19 protein-coding genes are annotated in these 24,456 nt (G+C 46.5%); 5 read left to right on the forward strand and 14 right to left on the reverse strand.

The window, feature by feature from the left end; all coding sequences use genetic code 11:
* Nucleotides 1–121: 121 nt before the first annotated feature.
* Both V1499_RS22195 and V1499_RS22200 read right to left on the reverse strand, forming a co-directional pair.
* Nucleotides 122–1,429 carry an ABC transporter substrate-binding protein gene (locus V1499_RS22195; protein WP_409272648.1) on the reverse strand — a complete coding sequence of 436 codons (1,308 nt, stop codon included), beginning with the start codon at nt 1,427–1,429 and terminating at the stop codon, nt 122–124.
* 289 nt (nt 1,430–1,718) lie between these two features.
* Nucleotides 1,719–2,048 (reverse strand): MGMT family protein, encoded by a 330-nt coding sequence (locus tag V1499_RS22200; protein WP_409272650.1) that lies wholly within the window; start codon nt 2,046–2,048, stop codon nt 1,719–1,721.
* A gap of 254 nt (nt 2,049–2,302) precedes the next feature.
* Here V1499_RS22200 and V1499_RS22205 point away from each other — a divergent pair, with 254 nt between their 5' ends.
* The 3 genes from V1499_RS22205 (at nt 2,303) to V1499_RS22215 (ending at nt 6,342) form a co-directional block, all read left to right on the forward strand.
* Nucleotides 2,303–3,562: a GGDEF domain-containing protein gene (locus V1499_RS22205; protein ID WP_409272652.1), complete on the forward strand. Its 1,260-nt coding sequence runs from the start codon at nt 2,303–2,305 to the stop codon at nt 3,560–3,562.
* Between the two features lie 245 nt (nt 3,563–3,807).
* Nucleotides 3,808–4,527 carry a YebC/PmpR family DNA-binding transcriptional regulator gene (locus V1499_RS22210; protein ID WP_409272653.1) on the forward strand — a complete coding sequence of 240 codons (720 nt, stop codon included), beginning with the start codon at nt 3,808–3,810 and terminating at the stop codon, nt 4,525–4,527.
* A 135-nt stretch (nt 4,528–4,662) separates the two neighbouring features.
* A complete protein-coding gene (locus V1499_RS22215) occupies nt 4,663–6,342 on the forward strand; it encodes a hypothetical protein (protein ID WP_409272655.1) in 1,680 nt (559 codons plus the stop codon).
* Between the two features lie 264 nt (nt 6,343–6,606).
* Here the strand turns inward: V1499_RS22215 and V1499_RS22220 are convergent, their stop codons facing one another.
* The 3 genes from V1499_RS22220 to V1499_RS22230 form a co-directional block, all read right to left on the reverse strand.
* On the reverse strand, nt 6,607–7,110 hold the full coding sequence (locus tag V1499_RS22220; protein ID WP_409272657.1) for a cupin domain-containing protein: 504 nt from the start codon (nt 7,108–7,110) through the stop codon (nt 6,607–6,609).
* Between the two features lie 42 nt (nt 7,111–7,152).
* Nucleotides 7,153–8,007: a neutral zinc metallopeptidase gene (locus tag V1499_RS22225; RefSeq protein ID WP_409272659.1), complete on the reverse strand. Its 855-nt coding sequence runs from the start codon at nt 8,005–8,007 to the stop codon at nt 7,153–7,155.
* Nucleotides 8,008–8,262: 255 nt separating this feature from the next.
* The gene (locus V1499_RS22230; RefSeq protein WP_409272660.1) at nt 8,263–9,381 is read right to left on the reverse strand and encodes an NAD(P)/FAD-dependent oxidoreductase; all 1,119 of its coding nucleotides are present in this window, start codon (nt 9,379–9,381) and stop codon (nt 8,263–8,265) included.
* 424 nt (nt 9,382–9,805) lie between these two features.
* On the opposite strand from V1499_RS22230, the gene abc-f reads away from it, so the two are divergent.
* Together abc-f and V1499_RS22240 are read left to right on the forward strand one after the other, a co-directional pair.
* Nucleotides 9,806–11,521, forward strand: coding sequence for a ribosomal protection-like ABC-F family protein (gene abc-f / locus V1499_RS22235; protein ID WP_409272662.1), 1,716 nt, complete (start codon nt 9,806–9,808; stop codon nt 11,519–11,521).
* A 135-nt stretch (nt 11,522–11,656) separates the two neighbouring features.
* Nucleotides 11,657–12,991 (forward strand): S8 family serine peptidase, encoded by a 1,335-nt coding sequence (locus tag V1499_RS22240; protein ID WP_409272664.1) that lies wholly within the window; start codon nt 11,657–11,659, stop codon nt 12,989–12,991.
* Nucleotides 12,992–13,046: 55 nt separating this feature from the next.
* Here the strand turns inward: V1499_RS22240 and V1499_RS22245 are convergent, their stop codons facing one another.
* The 9 genes from V1499_RS22245 to V1499_RS22285 form a co-directional block, all read right to left on the reverse strand.
* Nucleotides 13,047–13,679 (reverse strand): queuosine precursor transporter, encoded by a 633-nt coding sequence (locus V1499_RS22245; RefSeq protein WP_409272666.1) that lies wholly within the window; start codon nt 13,677–13,679, stop codon nt 13,047–13,049.
* A gap of 15 nt (nt 13,680–13,694) precedes the next feature.
* Nucleotides 13,695–14,195, reverse strand: a complete 501-nt coding sequence (gene queF / locus V1499_RS22250; RefSeq protein ID WP_409272667.1) for a preQ(1) synthase — start codon at nt 14,193–14,195, stop codon at nt 13,695–13,697.
* A 259-nt stretch (nt 14,196–14,454) separates the two neighbouring features.
* The gene (htpG, locus tag V1499_RS22255) at nt 14,455–16,335 is read right to left on the reverse strand and encodes a molecular chaperone HtpG (RefSeq protein ID WP_409272669.1); all 1,881 of its coding nucleotides are present in this window, start codon (nt 16,333–16,335) and stop codon (nt 14,455–14,457) included.
* Between the two features lie 361 nt (nt 16,336–16,696).
* The gene (locus V1499_RS22260) at nt 16,697–17,431 is read right to left on the reverse strand and encodes a sulfite exporter TauE/SafE family protein (RefSeq protein WP_409272671.1); all 735 of its coding nucleotides are present in this window, start codon (nt 17,429–17,431) and stop codon (nt 16,697–16,699) included.
* 528 nt (nt 17,432–17,959) lie between these two features.
* Nucleotides 17,960–19,243: an NCS2 family permease gene (locus V1499_RS22265; protein WP_409272672.1), complete on the reverse strand. Its 1,284-nt coding sequence runs from the start codon at nt 19,241–19,243 to the stop codon at nt 17,960–17,962.
* Nucleotides 19,244–19,541: 298 nt separating this feature from the next.
* Nucleotides 19,542–20,828, reverse strand: a complete 1,287-nt coding sequence (locus V1499_RS22270) for an NCS2 family permease (protein WP_409272674.1) — start codon at nt 20,826–20,828, stop codon at nt 19,542–19,544.
* Nucleotides 20,829–20,890: 62 nt separating this feature from the next.
* Nucleotides 20,891–21,844, reverse strand: a complete 954-nt coding sequence (locus V1499_RS22275) for an ABC transporter permease (protein ID WP_409272676.1) — start codon at nt 21,842–21,844, stop codon at nt 20,891–20,893.
* 3 nt (nt 21,845–21,847) lie between these two features.
* Nucleotides 21,848–22,915 carry an ABC transporter permease gene (locus V1499_RS22280; RefSeq protein ID WP_409272678.1) on the reverse strand — a complete coding sequence of 356 codons (1,068 nt, stop codon included), beginning with the start codon at nt 22,913–22,915 and terminating at the stop codon, nt 21,848–21,850.
* Nucleotides 22,899–24,443: an ABC transporter ATP-binding protein gene (locus V1499_RS22285; protein WP_409276366.1), complete on the reverse strand. Its 1,545-nt coding sequence runs from the start codon at nt 24,441–24,443 to the stop codon at nt 22,899–22,901. The genes V1499_RS22280 and V1499_RS22285 overlap by 17 nt, the downstream gene beginning before the upstream one ends.
* Nucleotides 24,444–24,456 lie beyond the last annotated feature (13 nt).

Consider the following 24,456-nt stretch of genomic DNA (forward strand, 5'->3'; position numbering starts at 1 on the left):
ATAAATAATGGAAACGAATAGCCACTATCAACAAAGGGGCTGACCCATAAGGTATTCGCCTTATTGAATCAGACCCTTTGTCTCATGAATGTGGTACGTGTATATGTTTCATTTGCCTAATCTATTTATTCCTTGCTTTTTCCCATGCTTCTTTGGATACATTAACAACATCATCCCATTTGGCCTGGCCGCTGACATATTTCTGGATTTCAATGCCCAGTGTATCCTGTCCCCATCCTGTTGGATAGCCCATGAATGTCCAGCCAATCGTCTTGCCTTCCTCGGCATACTTGTAGATATCCTTGGCAAGAGGATCTGATATTTTGGAAGAATCATAGCCGCTATATGCAGGAATAAATTTAAAATCGTTCAGGACTGTTTCTTTTCCTTCATCGGAAGTGTAGAGCCAGTCAAGGAATTTCTTCGCTTCTTTAGTTGTGGCTTCATCCTTGTTGCTGTTTATGCCCCAGTACATAGGGATGCCGACAGGAATAGAATCTTCCTTATAGCCTTTAACCGGGATCGGCAGAAGGCCGATGCCGTTATCGGCAAATTCCTGGTCGATTCCAGCAATTGATCCGTATACCCAGTTACCCTGCTGAATCATCGCAACCTTTTGTAGCGAGAACAATTCTTCAACCTGTTTGGAATAGTCAAGGCTTACGACAGGCTGGACTGAATACTCATTTTGTAGGTCAAGGACCTTTTTAAAACTGTCGCCGTACGTAAAATCAACATTTTTTGCTTCAAAAGCCTTTAATACGTTACCGTCAAACTCTCCTGCAAGGAAAGCATTGGACAAATGAAGGCCTGTAACCCACGTTTCCTTTGCAGGAAGGGCAAATACTGCCTGAAGGCCAAGCTCTTTCTTCTTACTGTCGAGGGTTTTCACAGCTTCTTCAAGGGCGGCAAAGCTCTTGATATCTTCTGGATTGATACCCGCTTTTTCAAAAACAGCTTTGTTGTAGATCAAGCCATAGCCTTCCTGGTTGTATGGAAGACCCATTACTTTGCCGTCTACGGTAACGCCATCAAGAGTTCCCTCAAGTGCGGCCTCCGCGGCTTTTGTGTCTGATAGGTCGGCAAGCTTGTTTTTCCAGTCTTCAACATCCTGCGGGCCGCCTACATTGTAAATGGCAGGCTCCTTGCCTGATGCGAATTTGGACCTTAGCGCGGCGCCATAATCTTCTCCGCCGCCTACTGTGGTGATATTAATTTTTACGCCTTTGTTTGCTTTTTCATATTCTTTCGCAACCGCTTCAAACTGATCTTTAAACTCTACTTTAAACTGGAAAATATCCAGTGTAACGTCTTTCTTTTTTGAGTCTGTATCCTTGGAACCGCCCGATGAAGATGAACAACCGGCCAGTACAAGGCTAAACAACAGGACAACTGCGAACAGGCTTGATAAAAGCTTTTTCTGTTTCATGACAAACCCCCGTTAATTAATGTTGAGTACACAAAATGAAAGCGCTTGCGAATCCCTCTAGAAAAATTCCGCCAAACTATTTGAGCGGTAGGCACAAGTACATCTTTTTGTGAAATCGTTTGCACTAAAGCATTTAAAAAAAGCACTCTTAATCAATATATCAATGATTTAACTGGACAACCCCCCTTCTAAATTAGGAAAACGTTTGCACATCTTGCCCATTCATCGTATCACGTTTTCATTAAACCTGACAATCTTTTAATTTTCAAAATTTAACAATTACTATCCGTCACGGTTCCCAAAAGTCGTCGATCGGCTCGGGCTGATGGCCGAAAAATTCCAGATTGACCCGGTTTCCCGTTACTGCAACCCCTTCTGATTCAAGCAGCAAAGTTTGCTGAAAACGTGCTTCTTCATCCTGGATGGCGATTTCGCCACGACCATTTACAACCCGATGCCATGGCAGATTATGCTTTTTGCTCATGGAGTGGAGTACCCGGACTACCTGCCTGGCCCCCCTCGGACTCCCCGCAAGCGTTGCGATTTGTCCATAGGTCATCACCTTTCCTACTGGAATGGCACGGATAATCTCGATTGTTCTTTTTGTGAATGGTGTCATTTTTTGTCTCGCTTTCTAGAGGACTGTTATTATTTTGTATGTGTAGTGTACTGGTCTAAGGGTAAGGGAAGGCCCTTTTTCTTTAAAAGATAGTTTACCATACAATAATCTACTCATTGACATAACCAATAATATTATTGAAAATATTACCATATAAAACAAATGTTTCTGATTACTCTAAAAATAAATATGCAAACGATATCAACTTTAAAGTATTATTAAAGGTATAGGATTGGGAAGGGGCAACAAATGCAATGTGGCGAGCAAGATTGTTTGATTTTCTATTGTTTTTTTCCGCGCTGGCAATAGCCGTGCATACGCGGAGCCTGGATGTCGAAGTAAACCTGTATATTAAAGCATTGTTTTTGTTTTGGGCTTTTTCAACCCTTTACCATCGTTTGCGTGTCGTCAAAAAAACTGGCAATACGACAGTCGACTATGGGATTAGCTACAGCCTGTCGTTTGGAATTTTTGCCGGTCCGCTTGGGCTGCTCATCTTCGAAACGATTTACCGGTTTACGGTTTACATTAACAGGAAGCGGACGAAAACAGCTGACCCGGAAGAGTTTTGGGATACGTTTTATAACATTGGATCATTTTCGCTTGCTTATTCGGCTGCCTACTATTTGTACAATCTCTTGATTCCATTCTTTGAAACCCTGCCATTTGGGTTTTGGATTTTGCTATTTTTGCTCGTATTTGTTACTTCATTTCTAATAGACACCTTTTTGATTACCGTATTTTATATGCTTGGTGATGTGAAAACCTTCGGGGATGCTTACGATTTTTACAAAAGCAGGAGCCTGACGGATATGGGGAAGACTGCGTTAACGAATGGCCTGCTGCTTCTTTTCATCCATCAAGCTGAATGGGGGACGCTTTTTGCCCTTTTCTTATTGAATTACCTTGTCAGCCTGTCATTCTACTCAAAATCCCAAAGTATACAAGATAAATATGAGAGGGACAAGTTTGAACAGATGGCTTATACAGACTACCTAACAGGCATCAATAATAGGGCCTTTATGGACAAGAAGATGACGGAGCTAAGCCAGACCGAGGAGTATATCGGTGTTGTTGTCGCTGATATCGACAAATTCAAGAGCATCAACGATAACTACAACCACTCCGTCGGCGATCAGGTCATCCGGCATTTTGCCAATCAACTGAAAAGCTACCTAAATGTAAACGACAACCTCTTCCGGAGCGGTGGCGAAGAATTTACACTGTTCCTTAGAAACAGGAATTACGTTCAATGCGTTGATTTGGTTGAAAGGATTTTGCGAGGGGTAGAAAACAGCACCGTCGAAGTTGAATTCGGTTCCGAAACAGTTCCCATCTCCTATACATCATCTTTCGGGCTCTATTTCTATAAAATATCAGAGCAAGTTCCCCTTGAGAAAGGGTATATAGTTGCAGACCAGCTGCTGCTTGAATCAAAGCAGGATGGCCGCAACCGGCTTACCGCTGTAAACGGTTGCAACAATGCTGGCAAGCCTGTCCTTGTAAAAAATTAAAGGATGTTTAATTAAAACGCTGATTTAAAACCGAATCAGCGTTTTCAATTTCCGTTAGACAGGAAACTTTTTTTGCCTTGTTAACTATTTTGCAATTTAATTTCAGCCTAAAATTGTTGTATAATAATTCGTGGTGATTTTTTCGGCTTTTGTTTTCCGGTTCAAAATATAGCAGGTTAGGTATTTATTTTGGCATTAACATCCTTCATCCCATGGATATTTATAGGAAAGAGAGTGTGTTCAGAATGGGCCGCAAATGGAATAACATCAAGGAGAAAAAGGCATCCAAGGATGCGAATACAAGCCGGATTTATGCAAAGTTTGGCCGCGAGATTTATGTGGCTGCCAAGCAAGGCGAGCCGGATCCCGAATCGAACCAGGCACTTAAGGTCGTCCTCGAGCGGGCAAAAACATACAATGTGCCCAAAGCCATCGTTGACCGTGCGATTGAAAAGGCAAAGGGCGGTTCCGATGAAAACTATAGCGAACTGCGCTATGAAGGCTTCGGGCCAAACGGTTCAATGGTCATTGTCGATGCCCTTACAAACAATGTGAACCGGACCGCTTCCGAAGTTCGCGCGGCGTTTGGGAAAAACGGTGGAAATATGGGAGTCAGTGGATCTGTTGCCTATATGTTCGATGCGACAGCAGTTTTCGGGGTCGATGGAAAAACGGCCGATGAGGTTCTCGAACTGTTGATGGAAGCAGACCTTGACGTACGGGATATTCTTGAAGAAGATGATTCGGTCATCGTCTATGCGGAACCGGATCAATTCCATGTCGTTCAGGAAGCGTTCAAAAACGCGGGAATTACCGAGTTTACCGTAGCGGAATTAACCATGCTGGCGCAAAACGATGTGACACTCCCGGCTGATGCGCAAGCGAAATTTGAAAAAATGATTGATGCGCTTGAAGACCTGGAGGACGTCCGGCAAGTGTATCATAATGTTGATTTGGAAGAATAGGCAAATCCATCCCTTTACACAGGCTTTCCAGTCAGGAAGGCCTGTTTTTTGTTGGAACGGTGAATCTTTTTGCGGCTGCCAACGTATTACTTTAGTGCGGGCGCCTTAGTTTAGCGGCCGGGAAGGAGAAGTTTTATGGGAAATATCTATTTATTTTCATTGATTGCCGGGTTGCTGATGGCTATTTTAGTCATTCCATTTTACGGGCTTCCAGGCGGGAAAACGGGAGGAAAAAAATCAAGCCTGGCAGCACATATTAGTCTGGCTATCCTCCTCACGGTACTAGTTTTTATTTTTTATTATCTATTTAATATTGACAGGAACCTTTCTTCCCTATGGCTTTTTATTCTTGTTTCTTCCGCTGTCGGAGCCCTGTTTTCCACCGGAAAGGAAAAGCTCATAAAGGGAGTGCTGTTTTTAGGCAGCCTTGTATTCTGCCTCTACTTGTTGTCGGCGTTCCTTTTTAACGCAAATGAAAAGTATGAAACAGCAACAATGGACCAGAAGACGGAAATCGAAACGTTTGATGAAACGAAAACGCCGGCGAGTGTGCCGCCCCAGTTTGCGCGCAATAAGATGAGAAAGGCATTCGGGCAAGTTCCAAACACAAGCTATTACGAGTTAGGCAGCTTGCAAATCCAAAAGGTGAATGGCGAATATGTGTATATCGCGCCCGTTGAATTTTCCGGAGTCTTCAAATGGTGGAACGGCAAGACGACTCCCGGCTATTTTACGCTGAGCGCCACCGACTCGACAGCAAATCCTAAGTTTGTAAAAACGGAAATGGCCTATACCCCTTCCTCTTATTTCGGAAAAAACATTGAGCGCCATATCCGGATGCAGTACCCGAAATCGATTTTTTACGGCGACGTCCAGTTGGAAGTGGATGAAAGCGGCAAGCCATTCTATATCCGTTCTTACGGGAACTTCATTTCGGCTAGGAACGGCTTCGATGTGAAAGGGATTGTGATGGTTGACCCTCAGAACGGAAAGACGGTAGACTACGGACTGAATGAAATCCCTGATTTTATAGACGGAGCGGTTTCTCCAGAGGTCGTTAGCCTGCAGAACAGTTATTTCGGGAACTATGTCCATGGCTTCTGGAACAGCGTGTTCGGGAAAAGGGATGTAAAGCTGCCTTCGGATGAAGGAACAGAAGCGAACGTGACGCCCATTTTCGATGAAAATGGCACGATGTATTATTTTACCGACTTCACAAGCCCAAAGGAAGGCGTCGATTCGATGCTCGGATACTCCTTGACGGACTCAAGAACCGGTAAAGCAACCTATTACACCGGCAATCTCAAAGAATCGTATATGGATTCAGAAGGCGCATTGCAAATCATCGAGAAGAAATTCATTGAAAAGAAATGGAAAGGCAAAATGCCGGTCCTTTACAATTTCTATGGGGAAGCAAGCTGGCTGACTCCAGTCCTTGATTCGAATGGCTTTTTGCAAAATTACTTTATCGTCTCGGCAGCCAACCCTGAAATATCGGTATACGGAACAACCCCGAATGATGCGCTCAGGCTATATAAGCTAGAACTGCAGCGTGGAGGCGGCCGCCTTGACGGCAGGTCGGAAGCCGAGGAGAAACAGGTCAGCGGAACCGTCCTCCGGGTATATAAGGAAAAGTCCGGCGACTATACAGCCGTTTCCTTCCTGCTCGACAATAAGCAAAGCTACATTATTTCTTCGGAACGCGAACCCCTGGCGATTTACCTGAAAGAAGGCGATAAAGTACAGCTAACCTACCAGGATACAGGGGAAAATTTCCTTCCAGCAGTGCAGGTTAAAATAGAAGGCCTAAACTGAAATGAAAACCCATTGGATCTGCTTGGCCAGGCATGCCAGCTAATCCGATGGGTTTTTCTTTTTGTGACAACCGAACCGGGATTCAGTACTTGGTTGTCACGATTCTTTGCTTTTTGTGACAACCGAACCGCTATTCAGCACCTGGTTGTCACCGCCCTTTTTGCAATCGTGGCAGAGCCGCTAGATAATTTTAACTAAAAACACGATGAGCGAATCATGGCTCATCGTGTTTTTGTATGTCCTGTTTTTTTTACTGCGTCTCCTTCATTTTACCCATTTCCGGAGAAGCGGCCCTGTATCGCCATAAACCGGATCTGTCTCAGGAACCGGCACATTCCGGATTTCCCGAAGTGCCTGAGCGCGGCCGGCCGGATCCTTCTCCTTCATATTCGGGCTGGTCCCTTCAGGATAGGCTCCTACCACCTCAAAGTCCTCGCTGCCTTCAACCAGCTTATGGCCGGTTCCGGCTGGCAGCAGGATAACATCCCCAGCCTTCAAGTCAACCCGTTCACCCGCATCGCCGCCAAGGAGGACGGTTGCCTGGCCGGATTTAACTCCAAGCACTTCATGCACGTTGCTATGGTAATGATGGTAGTCGAAGATTCCGCCGGACCAGCTGCCGGTCCAATTATGGCGGTTGAATGTTTCCTCTATTCCATTCGGATTGTCGTTAAAAACACCCTCATAAACAATTACAGGCAAGTCAGGATTATTCGGGACCTGACCGTCATCCCTCAGGAAAAAAGATCGTTCATTAGCAGTTGCCATAATGACATTCCCCTTCCTCTTAAAATGATTCGCAAAGAACCACTACAGATTCTTTGCGTTGAAGGTGTCCCCTCCTTCAATCGTACCCGTCTTGAAGCCTTTGTAAAACCAGCGTTTCCTCTGTTCGGAAGTACCATGGGTAAAGCTTTCAGGAACAACATATCCTTGTGACCGCTTCTGGATTGTGTCATCACCTACTGCGGAAGCAGCATTCAGTGCTTCTTCCAGGTCCCCTTCCTCAAGAAGGTTTAAGTTCTCGGCGCGGTTTGCCCAAACGCCTGCAAAATAATCGGCCTGTAATTCCATCCGCACCTGATATTTATTGTATTCCTTCTCACTAAGCCGCTGTCGGAGAGATGCCATTTTTTCCGATGTCCCCAACAATGTCTGGACATGGTGCCCAACCTCGTGGGCAATCACATAGGCCATCGCAAAATCGCCGGGCGCCTGGAACTTGTCCTGAAGCTCCCGGTAAAAACTCAGGTCAATATACAGTTTTTCATCACCCGGACAATAGAATGGACCGACTGCCGATCCCGCCACGCCACAGGCAGACTGGACAGTTCCTGAGTACAAAACAAGAGTCGGCTCCCTGTATTCCATGCCTTCCTCCTTGAAAATTTCCGTCCAGGCCTGCTCCGTATCGGCCAGGACAACCGAAACAAATTGCGCCAATTCCTTCTCCTCGGCCGTTTCCTGGTATGGCGGCGGTGATTCAAGCCCAGTCCCGCCACCGCCAAGGTTATTAAACACGTCTCCTATATTGCCGCCGCCAAGAAGCGTCATTATCAAAACAAGGACAATCCCGCCGATTCCACCGCCCATGAGCATCCCACCGCCACCCTTGCCTCGTCTATCTTCAACGTTCGAACTTCCCTGTCTGCCTTTCCATTGCATAGGTTGTTCCTCCTTGAAGTAAAAAAGTAAACAACAGTTATTTCTCTCCCTTTACCCCGATATGATTATTTTAAAAATCAATTCGTATTGGGATTATTTTCTGAAAATGATCCTATCATGTTCGCCATAGAAAACAACTAAGTTTTTACCCAATAAAATATTTATAAGTTTTTATTATATTAAATTTAATAATGTTTATTTAAGACTTATCACAATAACCTAAAAAAACATGAGCCCATCAGGCCCATGCTTCCTTTAATCAACAATTATTCCGCCGACATCATAAAGATTCAAATCAATATCAACTTCCAGTCCGAGTGCCATCTTCGCCAGCTGCTTACCCAGAAACGGTCCGACAGTCAGTCCGGATGCTCCGAGCCCGTTTGCGAAAAGAAGATTCCCATACCCAGGCACCTTTCCGATTACCGGAAGGAAGCCTGGTGTATATGGCCTGTATCCGACCCGGGCTTCCACAAATTCCGCATCCAATAGCCCAGGTGCGGTAGTCAAAGCCTTATTGAGCACTTCATACAGCCCGCCAGCGGTAACCCTCATATCAAAATCCTTGTCTTCTTCGTGTGTTGTCCCGATGACAATTTTACCACCGTCAAATGCGAGGATGTACTGATCGCTTGGAGGCATAACGACTGGCCAGACACCGGTATCCTGTCCGTCAATACGGAGGTGGACAATCTGCCCTTTCTGCGCCGAAAGCTTTAAATTGATACCCAAGGGCTTCAATAATTCTTCCGCCCAGGCACCGGCCGCAACAATAACTGTATCAACCTCGTAGTGTTTGCCGCCTGCCTTCACCCCCGTTATCGAACCACCTGCAAACTCAAGTTTTGCCGAACCATCGATAACCTTCGCGCCATGCTTTTCGGCGGCGTTCATCAGCGAATTCCTTATCGCACGCCCGTCAACGCGGGCCGCACCGCCAACATGGACCGAAGCAAACTCTTCCGAAATAGGTGGAAACAGCCGCGCGGCCTGACCCATATCAAGCTGGCGGATTTCACCTATCTCAGGCGCATCCTCCCGCCTTGCCAGGGCCCGCTCTTCCATTTTCGCAAGTTTGTCCATATCTGTATGCAAACTTAAGGCCCCTACCCGTGCATAGCCTGTTTCCTTCTCGCCATCTTCCTCTAGCTGCTGGATAATCGACGAATAATAGGCCGCACCTTCCTTCGCAAGCGCATACCATGCTTTGTTCCGACGCTGGGACAGCCATGGGCAAATAATTCCGGCGGCCGCATCGGTTGCTTGGCCGGGGTCATGCCTGTCAATAACGGTTACATTTGCACCAGCTTTTGCTAAATGGTAGGCTGTGGATGCCCCAAGTATTCCGGCTCCAATTACAATGTACTTCTTCATCAAAATGCACCTTTTTCTCTCTGTATTCATAGTTCCATTCTACCGGAGTTGAGTTTCCTCCTCAAAGCCCTCAGTTCTTCCATGGATATTGACAGACATTCAACCTCCTGCCTATACTTATGATGAAATACAATTACATTAAAAGGATGGTACAGGGGCAATGAAGTTATAATCTTATTTTTTAGGAGTGGACTCATGCAAATAAAATGAGGAAACCTGAAGAATAGGATTCGTATGCCCTTTTTTGCTTTTCAAGCCGATGCTTTTTTGCGCGCTTTTTAGGTGTGTTTTTAGCAGGCTTGAGAAGGACTAATTTGCCATACAATCAGCCTCTTCGGGTTCCCGGGGAGGTTTTTCTTATGATTTTTTCAAACTCGGCTCAGTCTTCAATGTGATTTTACAAAAACATACTGAGGTGATTTGTATGGAACTAATCAAGGCAATAAATATAAAAAAGAGTTTTGGCGAACGCGAACTGCTAGGCGGCGTTTCTTTCGTTATAAGAGATGGGGAAAAGATCGGGCTGGTTGGCTGGAATGGATCCGGGAAAACAACGCTCGTTAAGCTGCTTACAGGTGAGCTGGAACCTGATGGAGGAGCCATTACGAAAAGGTTTTCCAGCCTGCGAATTGGCTACCTGCCCCAATCAACTGAATATGATTTATCCGTCCTGGAGAACGAAAAGGGAAAAACACTTCTTGAAGCCGCCAGTCAGCTGGGCCTTCAAAAAATGCAGGAATGGGAGGATTCACGGCTTGGCAACCTTAGCGGCGGAGAACGGCTGAAGCTCGCTCTCGCCGGGGTCTGGGCTGAAACCCCCGGGCTCCTTATCCTAGATGAACCAACAAACCATTTGGACTTAAAAGGATTGAACTGGCTAATCCAATCAATTAAAAATTCTACTCAGGCGACGCTAATCATATCACATGACCGGCATTTCCTTGACGAGACCGTTTCAAAGATTTTCGAGCTTGAAGACGGAAAGCTCTCAGTTTATGACGGCAACTATACGGATTACCGTACCGAGAAGAAACGGCAGCACGAGCAGCAAGTAAAGGAGCATCAAAAGCAGCAGCAGCGAATAGAGCTCATAAACGAGCAGGTTGCCCAGCTTAAGCAATGGTCTGAAAAGTCGCACCGCGAAGCCGGAAAAGGCAGGTCTCCCTCCGAAAATCGGCAGACGGGTTTTAAAGAATATGGCCGGGTCCAGGCAAAGAAAAAAGACGTACAAATCAAATCCAAGCTACAGCGTCTAAATCATGAACTATCCAAGAAGAATATAGAAAGACCAAAAGATGAACTTTCTGTCCGGTTTGACTTTGAAGCAGCCGGAAACCGCGGGAAGCGAATTCTTGAAGCCCGCGGATTGGGCAAATCATTTGGTGAACGAATTCTATTTGAAAAAAGCCATTTTTACATCAAACACGGTGAGCGGATTGCCCTGCTTGGATCTAACGGAGCCGGAAAGACAACCTTTATAAAAATGCTGCTGGGAGAATTGAGCGCCTCCAAGGGATCACTTTGGATAAGCGATTCGGTTCGGATTGCCTATTTAAGCCAGGATGTGGGCGACCTTCCGGGTGACCGGACCGTCCTTGAGTTCATGGGCTTAGAAAGCATTGAGGACCGCACAAAAGCGCGTACCCTTTTTGCTAATATGGGCATGAAGGAAGAGAAGCTTTCAAATCCTGTTTCAGCTTTAAGCCTTGGTGAACGGACGAGGGTCAAGCTTGTTCATATGATTATGCAGGAATACGATATGCTTGTCCTTGATGAGCCAACCAACCATCTTGATTTGCCAAGCCGCGAGCAAATGGAGGAAACGTTGGCGAGCTATTCCGGTACCCTTCTAATCGTTTCGCATGACCGGTATTTCATTGAACGGCTTTGCGATAAATTGTTAGTAATTGAAAATAACCGGATTCAGCGAATTGAGATGGGCCTGCGCGAATACGAAGAACGGCAAATGACAAACGCGCGGCCGGATAATCGCCGCCGACAGGAAGAGCTTGTTATTCTTGATACAAAAATAGCCGAGCTGCTTGGGAAAATTAGCATGTTAACGCCCGAAAGCGATGACTATTCCAAGGTTGATAAGGAGCTGAACATACTCATTCAGCAAAAGCAAACGTTGCTCTAAAGGATCGGGTGCTGCCAATTCCTGGCAGCCCTTTTTTATTTCCCCTTAAAAATTTTCCCAACTCCAAATAGGTTTGCTAACTAACTTGCTGGATAAACAGAAATGGTAAGATTTTAAATCATTGAGGGGGTCCTTATGAAAAAATTCAAATTCCTTGTCCTGCTTGTTTTGCTTTTCACCCTGTTGAGCCCATCCTTTTCAACCCAGCCAAAGGCTCTCGGCCTAACAGCCGAAGTAAGTCCCGCCATTGCCAAACTGCTAAACTCTACTTTATCGGACAGCGAGGCTGAAGCTATCATTACCTATAAAAAGGCTCCAGCCCTCTCGGACATCAAGCTTCTAAAGGCTCTTGGCTTTGAAACTAAAACATTTGAAAACCTACCTATGATTGCAGTCAAGGGCAAAATTGCCGCCTTGACTACCCTACTTCTCTCATCCACGAATATTCTATCAGTCTATGAAAATAAGGAGCTTCAGTACTTCCTTCGCGACAGCCGCCAGCTGATTGGCGCTGAATCGGTTTGGAACGATCTTGGCTATACCGGGAAGGGAGTCACCATTGCCGTCATTGACAGCGGCATCGATGCGACTCACCAGGATCTAAAATTCGGTGAAAAGGTCGTCCAGAACGTAAAGTTTGTTGTCGGTAATCTTTTTGGCAATTCACCGCTTTACCTTGAGAACGTTGTTAACACAGATACCACTTCGGGACACGGAACCCATGTAGCTGGAACCATTGCCGGCAGCGGCACGGCGAGCACCGGCGTTTATAAAGGGGTGGCCCCGGATGCAAAGCTTGTTGGCCTTGGCGTTGGTGAAGGCATCAACATTCTATGGTCGCTTGAAGCCTTTGATTATGCCATTAAAAACAAAGACAAGTATGGAATCGACGTGATTAGCAACAGCTGGGGGACAACTGGTGACTATTCACCGAACGACCCAATTAACGTAGCTTCGAAAACCGCCCACGATGCTGGGATGACAGTTGTTTTCGCAGCGGGCAATGAAGGCCCTGGGGACAATACATTGAACCCTTATTCGGCAGCACCATGGGTAATTAGTGTTGCTGCCGGCACAAAGGATAAGCAGCTGGCTGATTTTTCATCGCGCGGTGTTGCAGGTGATGCGTTTCTGCATCCTGACATTACAGCTCCGGGAGTGGACATCGTTGCGACGAGGTCTTCAACAGGCCTCATCATGAATGTGCTAGGAACAGCAACGGACATTTCGTATATTGATCCAGAACATATGCTGTTCTATACAACTTCTAGTGGCACAAGCATGGCGGCTCCGCATATTTCCGGGGTTGTTGCCCTCATGAAGGAGGCTAAGCCGGATCTTACCCCCCGGGAAGCGCATGAATTTTTAGCCGAAACGGCTGAGCCAATGCCGGGTTATCAGTACCATGAAGTTGGCGCGGGCTATGTAAACGCCTATGAAGCTGTGAAAAAAGCTTCAGCTGTACAGTAAAATAAAAAAGAACTCCGCCTGCTGAAGTAGAGTAGCAATGCGGAGTTCTTTTTTGTTAATCAAGGGCAACCGCCCCGTCTGTCCCCTCTTTTTTCCTAATGATTCCTACAAGAAGGTACACAAGCGGTGTAATCGCAATCGCAGCAAAAAATTTAAAAATGTATTGTGTAATGATCATTGTCCCAAGCACCGCCGCCGGTACGACCCCGTAAAAAGCAATTCCTATGAATATGGCCGTATCAGCCAACTGGCTTAGCATGATGGAAGCATTGTTGCGGAGCCAAAGCTTTTTTTGGCCATGGCGGGTCTTCAATTTGTTGAAAACAAGAACATCTAGATTTTGGCTGATAGCATAGGAAATCAGGCTCGCGACAATGACCCGGAAGCTTCCTCCCAAAATGGTTTCAAACGACTCTTGCTGTGAAAACACAGGCGCAGACGGCAGCGCAATTGCTGCCGAAATGAATACCAGCGCTAGGATTTGAGTAATCAAACCAGCCTTGACAGTCCTTTGCGCCTGCTTTTTCCCGTACACCTCGACAATTACATCAATGATTGGGTAGGTAAAGACAAACACAATGACGGCGGCAGGCAGGACGGCATAATTTCCGATGCTGAAAAGTTTTACAGCGACCACGTTCGCAAGGATCAAGAGGCCGACAAACGCACCATTCAAGTATAAAATCATCTATTTAGCCTCATCTTACCTGTTGTCGATTTTTTCAGGGTAAAGGTCATGGTTCATTAACCGAAAATGTGCCATTTCCTCATATTTCGTCCCCGGTTTCCCATAGTTGCACCACGGGTCGATGGAAATGCCTCCCCTAGGCGTGAACTTGCCCCAAACCTCGATATAGCGCGGGTCCAGCAGTTTAATCAAGTCGTTCATGATGATGTTGACACAGTCCTCATGAAAGTCACCGTGGTTCCGGAAACTAAAGAGATACAGCTTCAGCGATTTGCTCTCAACAATTTTTTTATCCGGAATATATGAAATATACATCGTGGCGAAATCCGGCTGATTGGTCAGTGGGCACAGGCTTGTAAATTCAGGGCAATTAAATTTAACGAAATAATCTCTATTTGAATGGAGATTGTCGACGGCCTCCAAAACCTCCGGCGCATATTGAAACGCATACTTGGTCCCTTGGTTGCCCAATAGCGTCAAATCCTTCAAACCTTCCTCATGGCTTCGTCCAGACATAAAAAAACCCCCTTGCAAAAGTATCCCGCCCTTTTACAAGAGAGCCTAAGCCAATGAATCTATTAAAAACAACGGAAATAACCAATAAAAAAGCCATGTCCGATTATGGACATGGCATATAGTCATGTATCCATAGTTTTTTATAGAGGGTATCAGCTATGAACCTCTCCCGTTAAGGCACGGGTATTCAATTCCTTTTCATATATTACAGAAAAGGCGCGTAAACGTCAAACATATTTTTCCGGCAAAAAAATGCCCGTTACACCATAATCTTGCAGATATCATTCGTAAATTCAACCGGATCCTGGAGCGGCAGCCCTTCAATCAAGAGCGCCTGGTTGTAAAGCAGGTTCGTATAAAGGGCCAGCTTCTCCTTGTCCTTTTCAAGCGCACCTTTGAGCGACTGGAACACTTCGTGGTTCGGATTGATTTCAAGGATTTTCTCCGCTTTTACATCCTGGCTGTTCGGCATCTGGCGGAGGATTTTTTCCATTTCGATTGTCAGGTCGCCGTCGCTTGCCAAGCAGACAGGATGGGACTTGAGGCGCTTGGAAATCCTCACATCCTTTACTTTTCCGGAAAGGACGCCCTTCATCGCATCAAACAGCTCTTTGTTTTCCTGCGCTTCGGCCTCGGCTTCCTTCTTTTCTGCTTCTGATTCAATCCCAAGGTCGCCACTTGCAATCGATTTGAATTCCTTTTCCTTGTAATTCATCAACATGCGGATTGCGAACTCGTCAATGTCCTCGGTGAAATAAAGGATTTCATATCCCTTTTCCGAAACAAGCTCCGCCTGGGGAAGCTTTTCGAGACGCTCAACCGATTCACCGGCCGCATAGTAAATATACTTCTGCTCTTCCGGCATCCTCGAAACGTATTCATCTAGCGTGACAAGCTTCTTCTCCTTTGATGAATAGAACATCAACAAATCCTGCAGGGTTTCCTTATGCGTGCCAAAATCGCTATACACGCCATACTTCAACTGGCGGCCGAACGATTGATAGAATGTTTCATATTTCTCGCGGTCGTCCTTCAGGAGGGCGAGCAGCTCACTTTTGATTTTCTTGCTGATATTCTTGGCAATCAGCTTCAGCTGTCGGTCATGCTGCAGCATTTCCCTCGAAATGTTCAAGGACAAATCCTCGGAATCGACCATCCCTTTTACGAAGCTGAAATGGTCGGGAAGCAGGTCCGCGCACTTGTTCATAATCAGAACACCGTTGGAATACAGCTCCAACCCTTTTTCGAATTCCTTCGAGTAGTAATCGAACGGGATGTTTTCCGGAATGAACAGGATGGCGTTATAACGGACAGCCCCATCTACGCTGATATGGATGTGCTTCAGCGGCTTGTCGAAGCCATAATGCTTTTCGTTGTAAAAATTCGTGTAATCCTCATCCGTCAGCTCGTTCTTGTTCTTTCTCCAAATCGGCACCATGCTGTTTACCGTCTGCTCTTCGTTGACGGTCTCCCACTCTTGGTCGCTGCCCTCTTTTTTCCTGCTTGTGCTGATGTCCATTTTAATCGGATAACGGATGAAGTCGGAGTATTTTTTAACAATCGACTTCAGGCTGTATTCCTCGAGGAACTCATCGTAGTTCTCGTCTTCGGTATTTTCTTTTATTTTTAAAATAATTTCCGTGCCCACGCCATCCTTTTCGGTAGGCTCAATCGTATAACCGTCCGCACCGGTCGATTCCCACTTGTACGCCTCATCACTGCCAAGCGCTTTGCTAATCACCGTTACGACATCGGCAACCATAAAGGCCGCATAGAACCCGACACCGAATTGGCCGATAATGTCATAGCCATCTTTGAGGTCCGTTTCTTTTTTAAATGCGAGCGAACCGCTTTTCGCAATCGTACCGAGGTTCGTTTCTAACTCTTCTTTCGTCATCCCAATCCCGGTATCAATAATCTTCAATGTTCGGCTTTCTTTATCCGGAACAATCTTTATGTAGTAATTGTCTTTATCAAAAACAAGCGAATCATCAGTCAGCGCTTTGTAGTAAATTTTGTCGATCGCATCGCTGGCATTGGAAATCAGCTCGCGCAAAAACACTTCCCGCTTTGTGTAGATGGAGTTAATCATCATCTCTAAAAGCCGTTTTGACTCGGCCTGGAATTGCTTCTTTTCCATAGTGATATCCCCTTTCCAGTTCATGTCCACATCTATTTTAGCACTCTTGCAAATAGAGTGCTAATCCCACTATTTATTTATCATACAGGTTTGAAAACTGTCAATAACCCAGGCTTCAAATTCTTGTAAAATATATTGCAATGCTTTTCGCAGGGGATTTTTTCACGAGGAAAGTGGCTAAGAGTTTGGCATTTTATCATTAATAGCCAGAAGACTCCTTCCTCAGCCAAGCAGATGGGAGATGAATGGCGTCAAATGCTTTTGCTCTTTTGAACTGCGGGGGTAGCCTGCTCATAAACTGCCTGTTAGGGCGGTGTTCGCAGGAATCTCCCACTTCAACGAAGTAAGTGGGAGTAGTTGTTCAATGAATGGCTCTTACAAACACCTGAATAATCAGTGCAACTGTGGCGAAGCGGAGGATTGGTTTTACAAATTGCGGCTTCAGTTTTTCGGCAATCCTCACACCCAGCTGCGCCCCTGTTACCGACCCAAGCATAAGGGCGAGCGTCATCGGCCAAATGATTTTTCCTGAAGCGATATACATCGCCGCCGCCCCAATGCAGCTTGAGAAAGTGGCCAGCCGCACGAAGCCGACAGAACGGAGATAGGAAATGTTCAAATGGCCGAACAGATAGAGCATCAGTGTTCCCTGGCCAGGCCCAAAAAGCCCGTCATATATACCAATTCCATAGAGGCCCGGAAGGCTAAGTTTGTTAATTTTCAGCGTTCCATTCCCCGTGAAACTTCCTTTTCCGATAAATGAAGTAATAAAAGCAAAGGTTAATAGAATTAAGGCAAGGACCATCATTTTATCCGCTGGTATTCTCGACGCAAGAAAGCCGCCGCTCATTCCTCCTAAAATGCTGACAGGAATAATCCAATAGGCTTCCTTCCAAGTAATCCGTTTCGTCCGGTAGAGATGGAAAAAGCTTGAGAACGAGCTAACTGTATTTGATACTTTATTCGCCCCGATGGCCGAGTGGGCAGGCATGCCAAGCAGAAGCATAATCGGCAGGCTGATCAAACCGCCTCCCCCAGCCAATGTACCTATTGTCGTCGCACATATACCAGTAAGGAAAATTATAATATATTCCAATTAAACCACCTCTTTCCTTTAGTATAGTACAGTAAGATACTTTAGGAAATTTTATTGTTTTTATAAAAACACATAAGTTTTTCTTATTGAATTTTGTCGAATGTTGGAGGAATATAGGGTAGCAAGAAAAAGTCGTAGAGAGGAAGAAAATCGGCTCTGATATTGTTATAGATGAGGGAATCGGACATTGAAAGAGGAAAAAACGGGGTGACTGTCAGAATCAAGGGGCCATGTTCGGATATAGACCGAGCAAATCGTAGTACCGGTGTCCGAAACAAGGGTGGATTCGGACAAAGAGAGTGGAAAACGCGACGCCACTGTCAGAATCAGGGGGCGATTGGGACATAGAACCAGGAAACATGCATTGTCAATGTCCAAATGCGGGTCCGATTTGGAATAAGAGGATTAAAAAAACAAAGCTTTGTTCATAAAGAGGATCAAAAATCGAAGTTGTGTGAGATCGCGGAGCAGGCCGGTAAAAACAAAAAAGCCTGCCCCGGCATACTCGAAAGCAGCCGGGAAACAGGCTTAGGAAAAGAAATATAACTGAATCGCAAACAGGATGCCAAATACATAAATAAGCGCGTGAACGTTTTTGCCCTTTCCGCTTACCAGCTTGATAATCGGATAGGTGATAAACCCTAGGGCAATTCCAGTAGCAATGCTCGAAGTCAGCGGCATTGCGAGAATTGTGATGAATGCTGGGAAAGCCTCATCAAGCTCACGCCAGTTAATTTTGGCAAGCCCCTCCATCATGTAGCAGCCTACAATGATTAGGGCAGGCGCGGTGATTGCTGGCAAGGACGCGATTGCCGAGACGAGCGGCGAGAAGAACAAAGCAGAAAGCATAAGCGCGCCGGCAGTCAAAGCGGTAAGCCCGGAACGGCCGCCTGCCGCCACACCGGTTGATGATTCGATATAAGCGGTAGAAGGGCTTGTCCCAAGCGCGGCTCCGACCGTAGTCGCAACGGCATCAGCGCTTAAGGCAGCTTTAGCCCTCGGCAGCTTACCGTTTTTCATCAGGCCGGCCTGCTCGGTCACGCCAATCAGCGTTCCGGTCGTATCAAATAGCGTTACAAGCAGGAAGGCAAACACAACGGTGAACAAACCATGTGAGAAGACGCCTGAAATATCCATATCGAAGAAAACAAGCGGCGGCGGAGCCGAAACAACCCCGTTCAGTTTGAGCATGCCCATGAAATAGCCGATGACCGCTGTCACAAGCATCCCGATAAAGAGAGCCCCCTTCACCTTGCGCGCAAGCAGGATTAGGGTTATGAACAATCCCGCAATGGCCAGAAGAGTTCCCGGCTGATGGAGGTTCCCAATCGAAACCAAGGTTTCCTTGTTTCCTGCTACAATGCCCGCCATCTTAAGGCCTAGGAATGCGATGAACAAGCCAATCCCCGATGTAATCGCGTGCTTAATCGATTCCGGAATTGATTCAATTAGCATTTCCCGTAATTTTGTTATAGACAGAAGCAGGAACAAGACCCCCGCCAAGAAAACCGTTCCGAAAACAATCTGGTAGCTCACGCCCTGTGTTGCAACGACGCTGGCAAAATATGCATTCAACCCCATCCCCGGCGCAATAGCAATTGGGTAATTGGCAAACAGGGCCATAATCAGCGTCCCGGTTACGGCGGCAATAATCGTTGCCATGAATACTTGGTTAAACGGCACACCCGCAGAAGATAGAATTGCTGGATTTACAACAAGGATATACGCCATGGCCATGAACGTTGTCATACCCGCCACGACCTCGGTCTTTGCGTTTGTTTCTAATTCTTTTAGATTAAAAAGGCGTTCCATGATGGCCTCCTAAAAAACTCCCACTTTTCGTGAAGTAAGAATATATTTACTAGAACACATGCAATAATAAGCGAATATTAAATTCAAGTCAACACCAATTGTTCGTGTTAATTTTCAATTCATTGGCATATTTGGTAAAAACAACAGTTTGTTTCAACAGTTTCGACCAAAATGGCCCTAACCTTCAATTCCGATATGAAATTCACTAAAAAAAGACAGCCCTACCCCAAAAAGGCAAACGGGCTGTCTTTTTTTTCAAACTCCTTTGGAAACGCGCTATAGGGGCGCTTACGCTTTTCTAGATAGATCCAAGCAGGAAATACAAGAGGAAGAAAAACGCGATAACGTACATTGTCGCGGATACTTCCGCTCTTTTTCCTGTCACGAGCTTTACTATCGGATAGGCGATAAACCCGAAGGCAATCCCGTTCGCGATGCTGAAGGTCAACGGCATGATAGCAAGCATCAAATAAGCAGGGAATGCCTCAGTAAAATCATCAAAAGGAACCTGTTTCAGGCTTTGTACCATCAGGCAGCCTACAATGATAAGAACAGGAGCGATCGCTTCGTTCGGAATGACTTTAAAAAACGGAATGAGGAACAATGCAGGGATGAACAATAGCCCTGCCGTAAACGAAGTGAGCCCCGTCCTTCCACCAGCCGCGATGCCTGTCGCCGACTCAGCAGAAGTTGTCGCCGGGCTGCAGCCAAACAGCGATGCGGCAATGACCGAAACCGAATTGGCCTGAAAAGACCGCTGGAATTTCGATTTATCGGGCAGCATCCCCAGCTGGGCGCCCATGTTTTGAAAAATGATGACCATTGACAGCGAAAAGACGGCTGTCCAAAAATTCACTGTACCGATTTCGCTAAAATCATAAGCCGCAAAGATGGAATCGTATCCTTTGAAGGAGATGCTGAAGTCGTGAAGTGAGGAAAAATCAACAATCCCGAGCAAAGCCCCGATTATCGTTCCAGCGATAATGCCGATCAGGAAATTTCCTTTTATATTTCTAAGGAATAGCGGCAGTACAATCAGCAGGGTAAGTACCGTTGTCAGGACATGCGGGTTGGCAAAGTCGCCTAATGTTACGAATGTGCCTTCACTCGCAACAATCAACCCGCCATTTTTCAAACCTAGGAAAGCAATAAACAGCCCAATCCCGGCTGTCATGGCATGAACCATCGACTGCGGGATGGATCGCGATAAATAGACGGCTCCCTTCGTAAAGGCCGCCAAGGCAAAGACAATTCCGGCGAATAGAACAGCGGTAAGCGACTGCTGCCATGTCAGGCCAAACGACAGGACAAGCGTGAACACGAAAAATGCATTGTCCCCCATCCCAGGGACGATAATGAGCGGTGAATTCGCCCATAGCGCCATCAGCATACAGCCGGCAAAGCATACGATTAGCGTGGCAAGAGTAACCGCTTCGTACGGCATTCCAGCCATGCTCAAAATCGCGCCGTTCACGACGATAATGTAGGCCACCGTCATGAATGATGTTAGCCCGGAGAGTATTTCCGTCCGGATATTCGCCTGTTCGGATTGTATAGAAAAAAGTTTATTCACAGTTACCTTCACCTCAAATGCGTAAAAGAGCCGGAGTCCTTCAAGACACCAGCTCTTTACTTTAAGAAAATCACTTACCTCTTTCCAACATCATACGGTTCGCCAAGCGCTTTAGGCGAACGGGAACGCCCTACCGCTCCAATGAGGACAAGAAGTGTCAAGACGTACGGGAGCATATAGAAAATTTCATTCGGTATGCTCTGGGCAAACTCAAATATTTGGAATTGGTCCTTGATGGCCTGCGCAAGACCGAAGAACAATGCGGCAAGCATCGCCCCTACAGGATGCCATTTTCCGAAGATTACAGCAGCAAGCGCGATGTACCCCTGGCCGGAAATGGTGTTAAAAGCAAAGTTGCTGTTCGATGTCAGAACGATCGTCGCCCCGCCCAATGCCGCAAGCGACCCGCTTAGGATCACAGCAAGATAGCGGGTGCGATTGACCTTGATTCCGGCCGTATCCGCTGCGCTCGGGTGCTCACCGACGGCGCGGAGTCTGAGGCCCGCAGAAGTTTTGAACATGACATAGTATATAACTAGCACAATCGCAATTGCAAGGTATGTTGTTGGATACGCGTTGAATAGAACCCTTCCGAAGAATGGGATATCGCTTAAATACGGAATCGAAACTTTATGGAATACTTGAGTAAGCATTGGCGTTTCAGCGGAACCCATAAAGATCATTTTTACAAAAAAGAACGTTGAACTCGCGGCCAAGATATTGATAACGACGCCGCTCACCACCTGGTTCGCCTTATACTTGATAGACGCTAGAGCATGGATTGACGAAAAGATGGTTGTAAAGACAAACGCCCCGAGCAATCCCATCCAAGGCGAAAGAGCGCCCATTCCGGCTGTTTCGGCATAATATGAAATGATAGCTGAGAAAAATGCCCCCGAGACCATGAAACCTTCCAGCCCGATATTAATTACCCCTGATCGTTCGGAAATAAGCCCGCCCAACGCCGCAAAAATCAGTGCTGTCGAGAAAACGAGCGTCCCGTTCAGGAGATTTGCAAGAATATCCATCGGTTATGCCTCCTTCTTCTTCTTAAGAAATCCCGGGAGGAACGCCCTAACAATGCCAGGCGCCGCGACGAAGAAAATAATGAACCCTATTACCATCCGGACAATTTCACCTGGTACGTTGGCACCAAAGCTCATACCTTGCGAACCATAAGTTAATGCCCCAATCAGTCCGCCAGCCAGAAGCACGCCGAAAGCCGAATTCGCGCCAAGCAATGCAACGGCGATGCCGTCGAAGCCAAGCCCTGATGTAACGGAGCTAATCGCGACATACTTGAAAACGCCGAGAACCTCGAAAGTGCCAATCAGGCCGCCGATTACACCTGAAATGAACATCGCCCGGACCATTACGTTTGATACCTTCATTCCGGCGAATTTCGCCGCATGGGGATTCAGCCCTGCGGCGCGGAGTTCATACCCCCACTTCGTCTTGTTGATATAAATGTGGTAGAAAATGACCGCCCCAATCGCGATGAAAAAGCCCCAGTGGATGCGCGCCCCTCCCATAAGGCCTGAAAGCCAGCCAATCTGGATATTCGCGGTTTCATTTATCATTTCAGAACGCTGCGTACCCGCCTGTGCCATAAAAAGGCGGATCATCAGGTTGGCGATATAAAGGGCGATGAAATTGAACATAATTGATGTGATAACTTCATTTACTCCCCTCTTCGCCTTAATGTAACCAATCAGGCCGCCCCAAATTCCTCCGAGAAGCGCGCCAAACAAGATGGCGACAATCCCATGGATGATGGGAGGAAGGCTTAACTGCGTACCGACAATCAGCGCGCCAAGCGAACCCATGACAATCTGGCCGTCCACCCCGATATTAAAGAGCCCGGAGCGGAATGCGATGGCAACCGCGAGGCCGCTCATAACAAGCGGGGTGATGGTCCTGAGCGCTTCACCGATATCATAGCTGCTCCCAAAGATTTTCCAAACCATTGAATTATAAGCCAGAATAGGGTCATAGCCCCCGGCGAACATGACGAGCGCCCCAATGAGCAAGCCGAGGATAATCGCCACAAACGGAACGACCCACGACTTCCTTCTAAAAATATTAGTGAGCATTTCCATTTGGTTCATCTCCTTCATGTTTACCCGCCATCATTAAACCAAGTTCCTGGTCGCTAGTTGTTTCAGGCGTTGTTTCACCGACAATCCGCCCCTCTGAAATAACCAGGATCCGGTCGGATACATTCAAGATTTCTTCAAGTTCAAACGAGACAAGGAGGACTGCTTTCCCCGCGTCCCGCTGGGCGATCAGTTGTTTATGGACGAACTCGATCGCGCCAACATCGAGCCCCCTTGTGGGCTGGGCTGCAATCAGAAATTCTGGATCCCTGTCAATTTCACGGGCAATGATAATTTTCTGCTGGTTTCCCCCGGACATTGAACGGACATGTGTCTCAACTCCAGGCGTCCGGACATCGAACTCCTCTATAAGGCGTTTCGCCATATCGTCCATGGCCTTGCGGTTAATGAATCCGCGCTGGGTAATTTCCGGGCGGTAATACGTTTGCAGAATTGTGTTCTCGCTAACTGTAAAATCAAGAACGAGGCCATGTTTATGGCGGTCTTCAGGTATATTGGATACGCCAGCCTCCCCGATTGCCCGGGGAGTCATATTTGCGATATTTTTCCCTTTTAAAAGAATCTCTCCAGATTCAACAGAACGCATGCCTGTCAAAGCTTCAATTAATTCCATTTGTCCGTTGCCATCGACGCCTGCCAGCCCGACAATTTCACCGGCACGGACAGCCATCGAGAGGTGGTCAATCGCATGCCTGTTGGCTGATGAACCCGCGACTACCAAATCCTTGACCTCAACAAACACCTCTTTTGGATGTGCCGGCTGTTTTTCTGTTTTAAAGCTTACTTTTTTCCCGACCATTTTTTCCGCCAATTGCTGTGGATTGGTTTCGGATACCTTTACGCTTTCAACTACTTTTCCTCGGCGGATAATTGTACACGTGTCCGCTATTTCCATGATTTCCTTCAGCTTATGGGTGATAAGAATGATCGATTTCCCTTCTGCGATCAGCTTTCTCATAATCTCAAGCAATTCACTGATTTCCTGCGGGGTCAGAACTGCCGTCGGTTCGTCAAAAATCAAGATATCCGCGCCGCGGTAAAGGGTTTTAATGATTTCAACGCGTTGCTGCATTCCAACGCTGATTGATTCAATGGTTGCGGTCGGGTCGATATCAAGGCCATATTTTTCCGAAAGCTCCCTGACCTTTTTGACCGCGCCTTTATAGTCAATTTTCAGGCCGCTTTTCGGTTCCATCCCCAGGATGATGTTCTCTGTTACCGTGAACGGCTCAACAAGTTTAAAGTGCTGGTGCACCATCCCGATTCCAAGGTCGATTGCTTTATTTGGGCTGTCGATGATGACTTTTTTTCCATTTACCTCTATTTCCCCTTCATCCGGTTGGTAAAGGCCGAATACAATGCTCATCAAAGTCGATTTGCCTGCACCGTTTTCCCCCAGCAAGGCATGGATTTCTCCTCGCTTTAGCTGGAAGCTTATCGAATCATTGGCTACAACGCCGGGAAATCGTTTTGTTATTCCTTTTAGCTCCAACGCGATGTCGGCATTCATCACAGTGATTCCC

The organism is Neobacillus oceani, assembly GCF_046237595.1.
GTDB lineage: Bacteria > Bacillota > Bacilli > Bacillales > Cytobacillaceae > Bacillus_D > Bacillus_D oceani.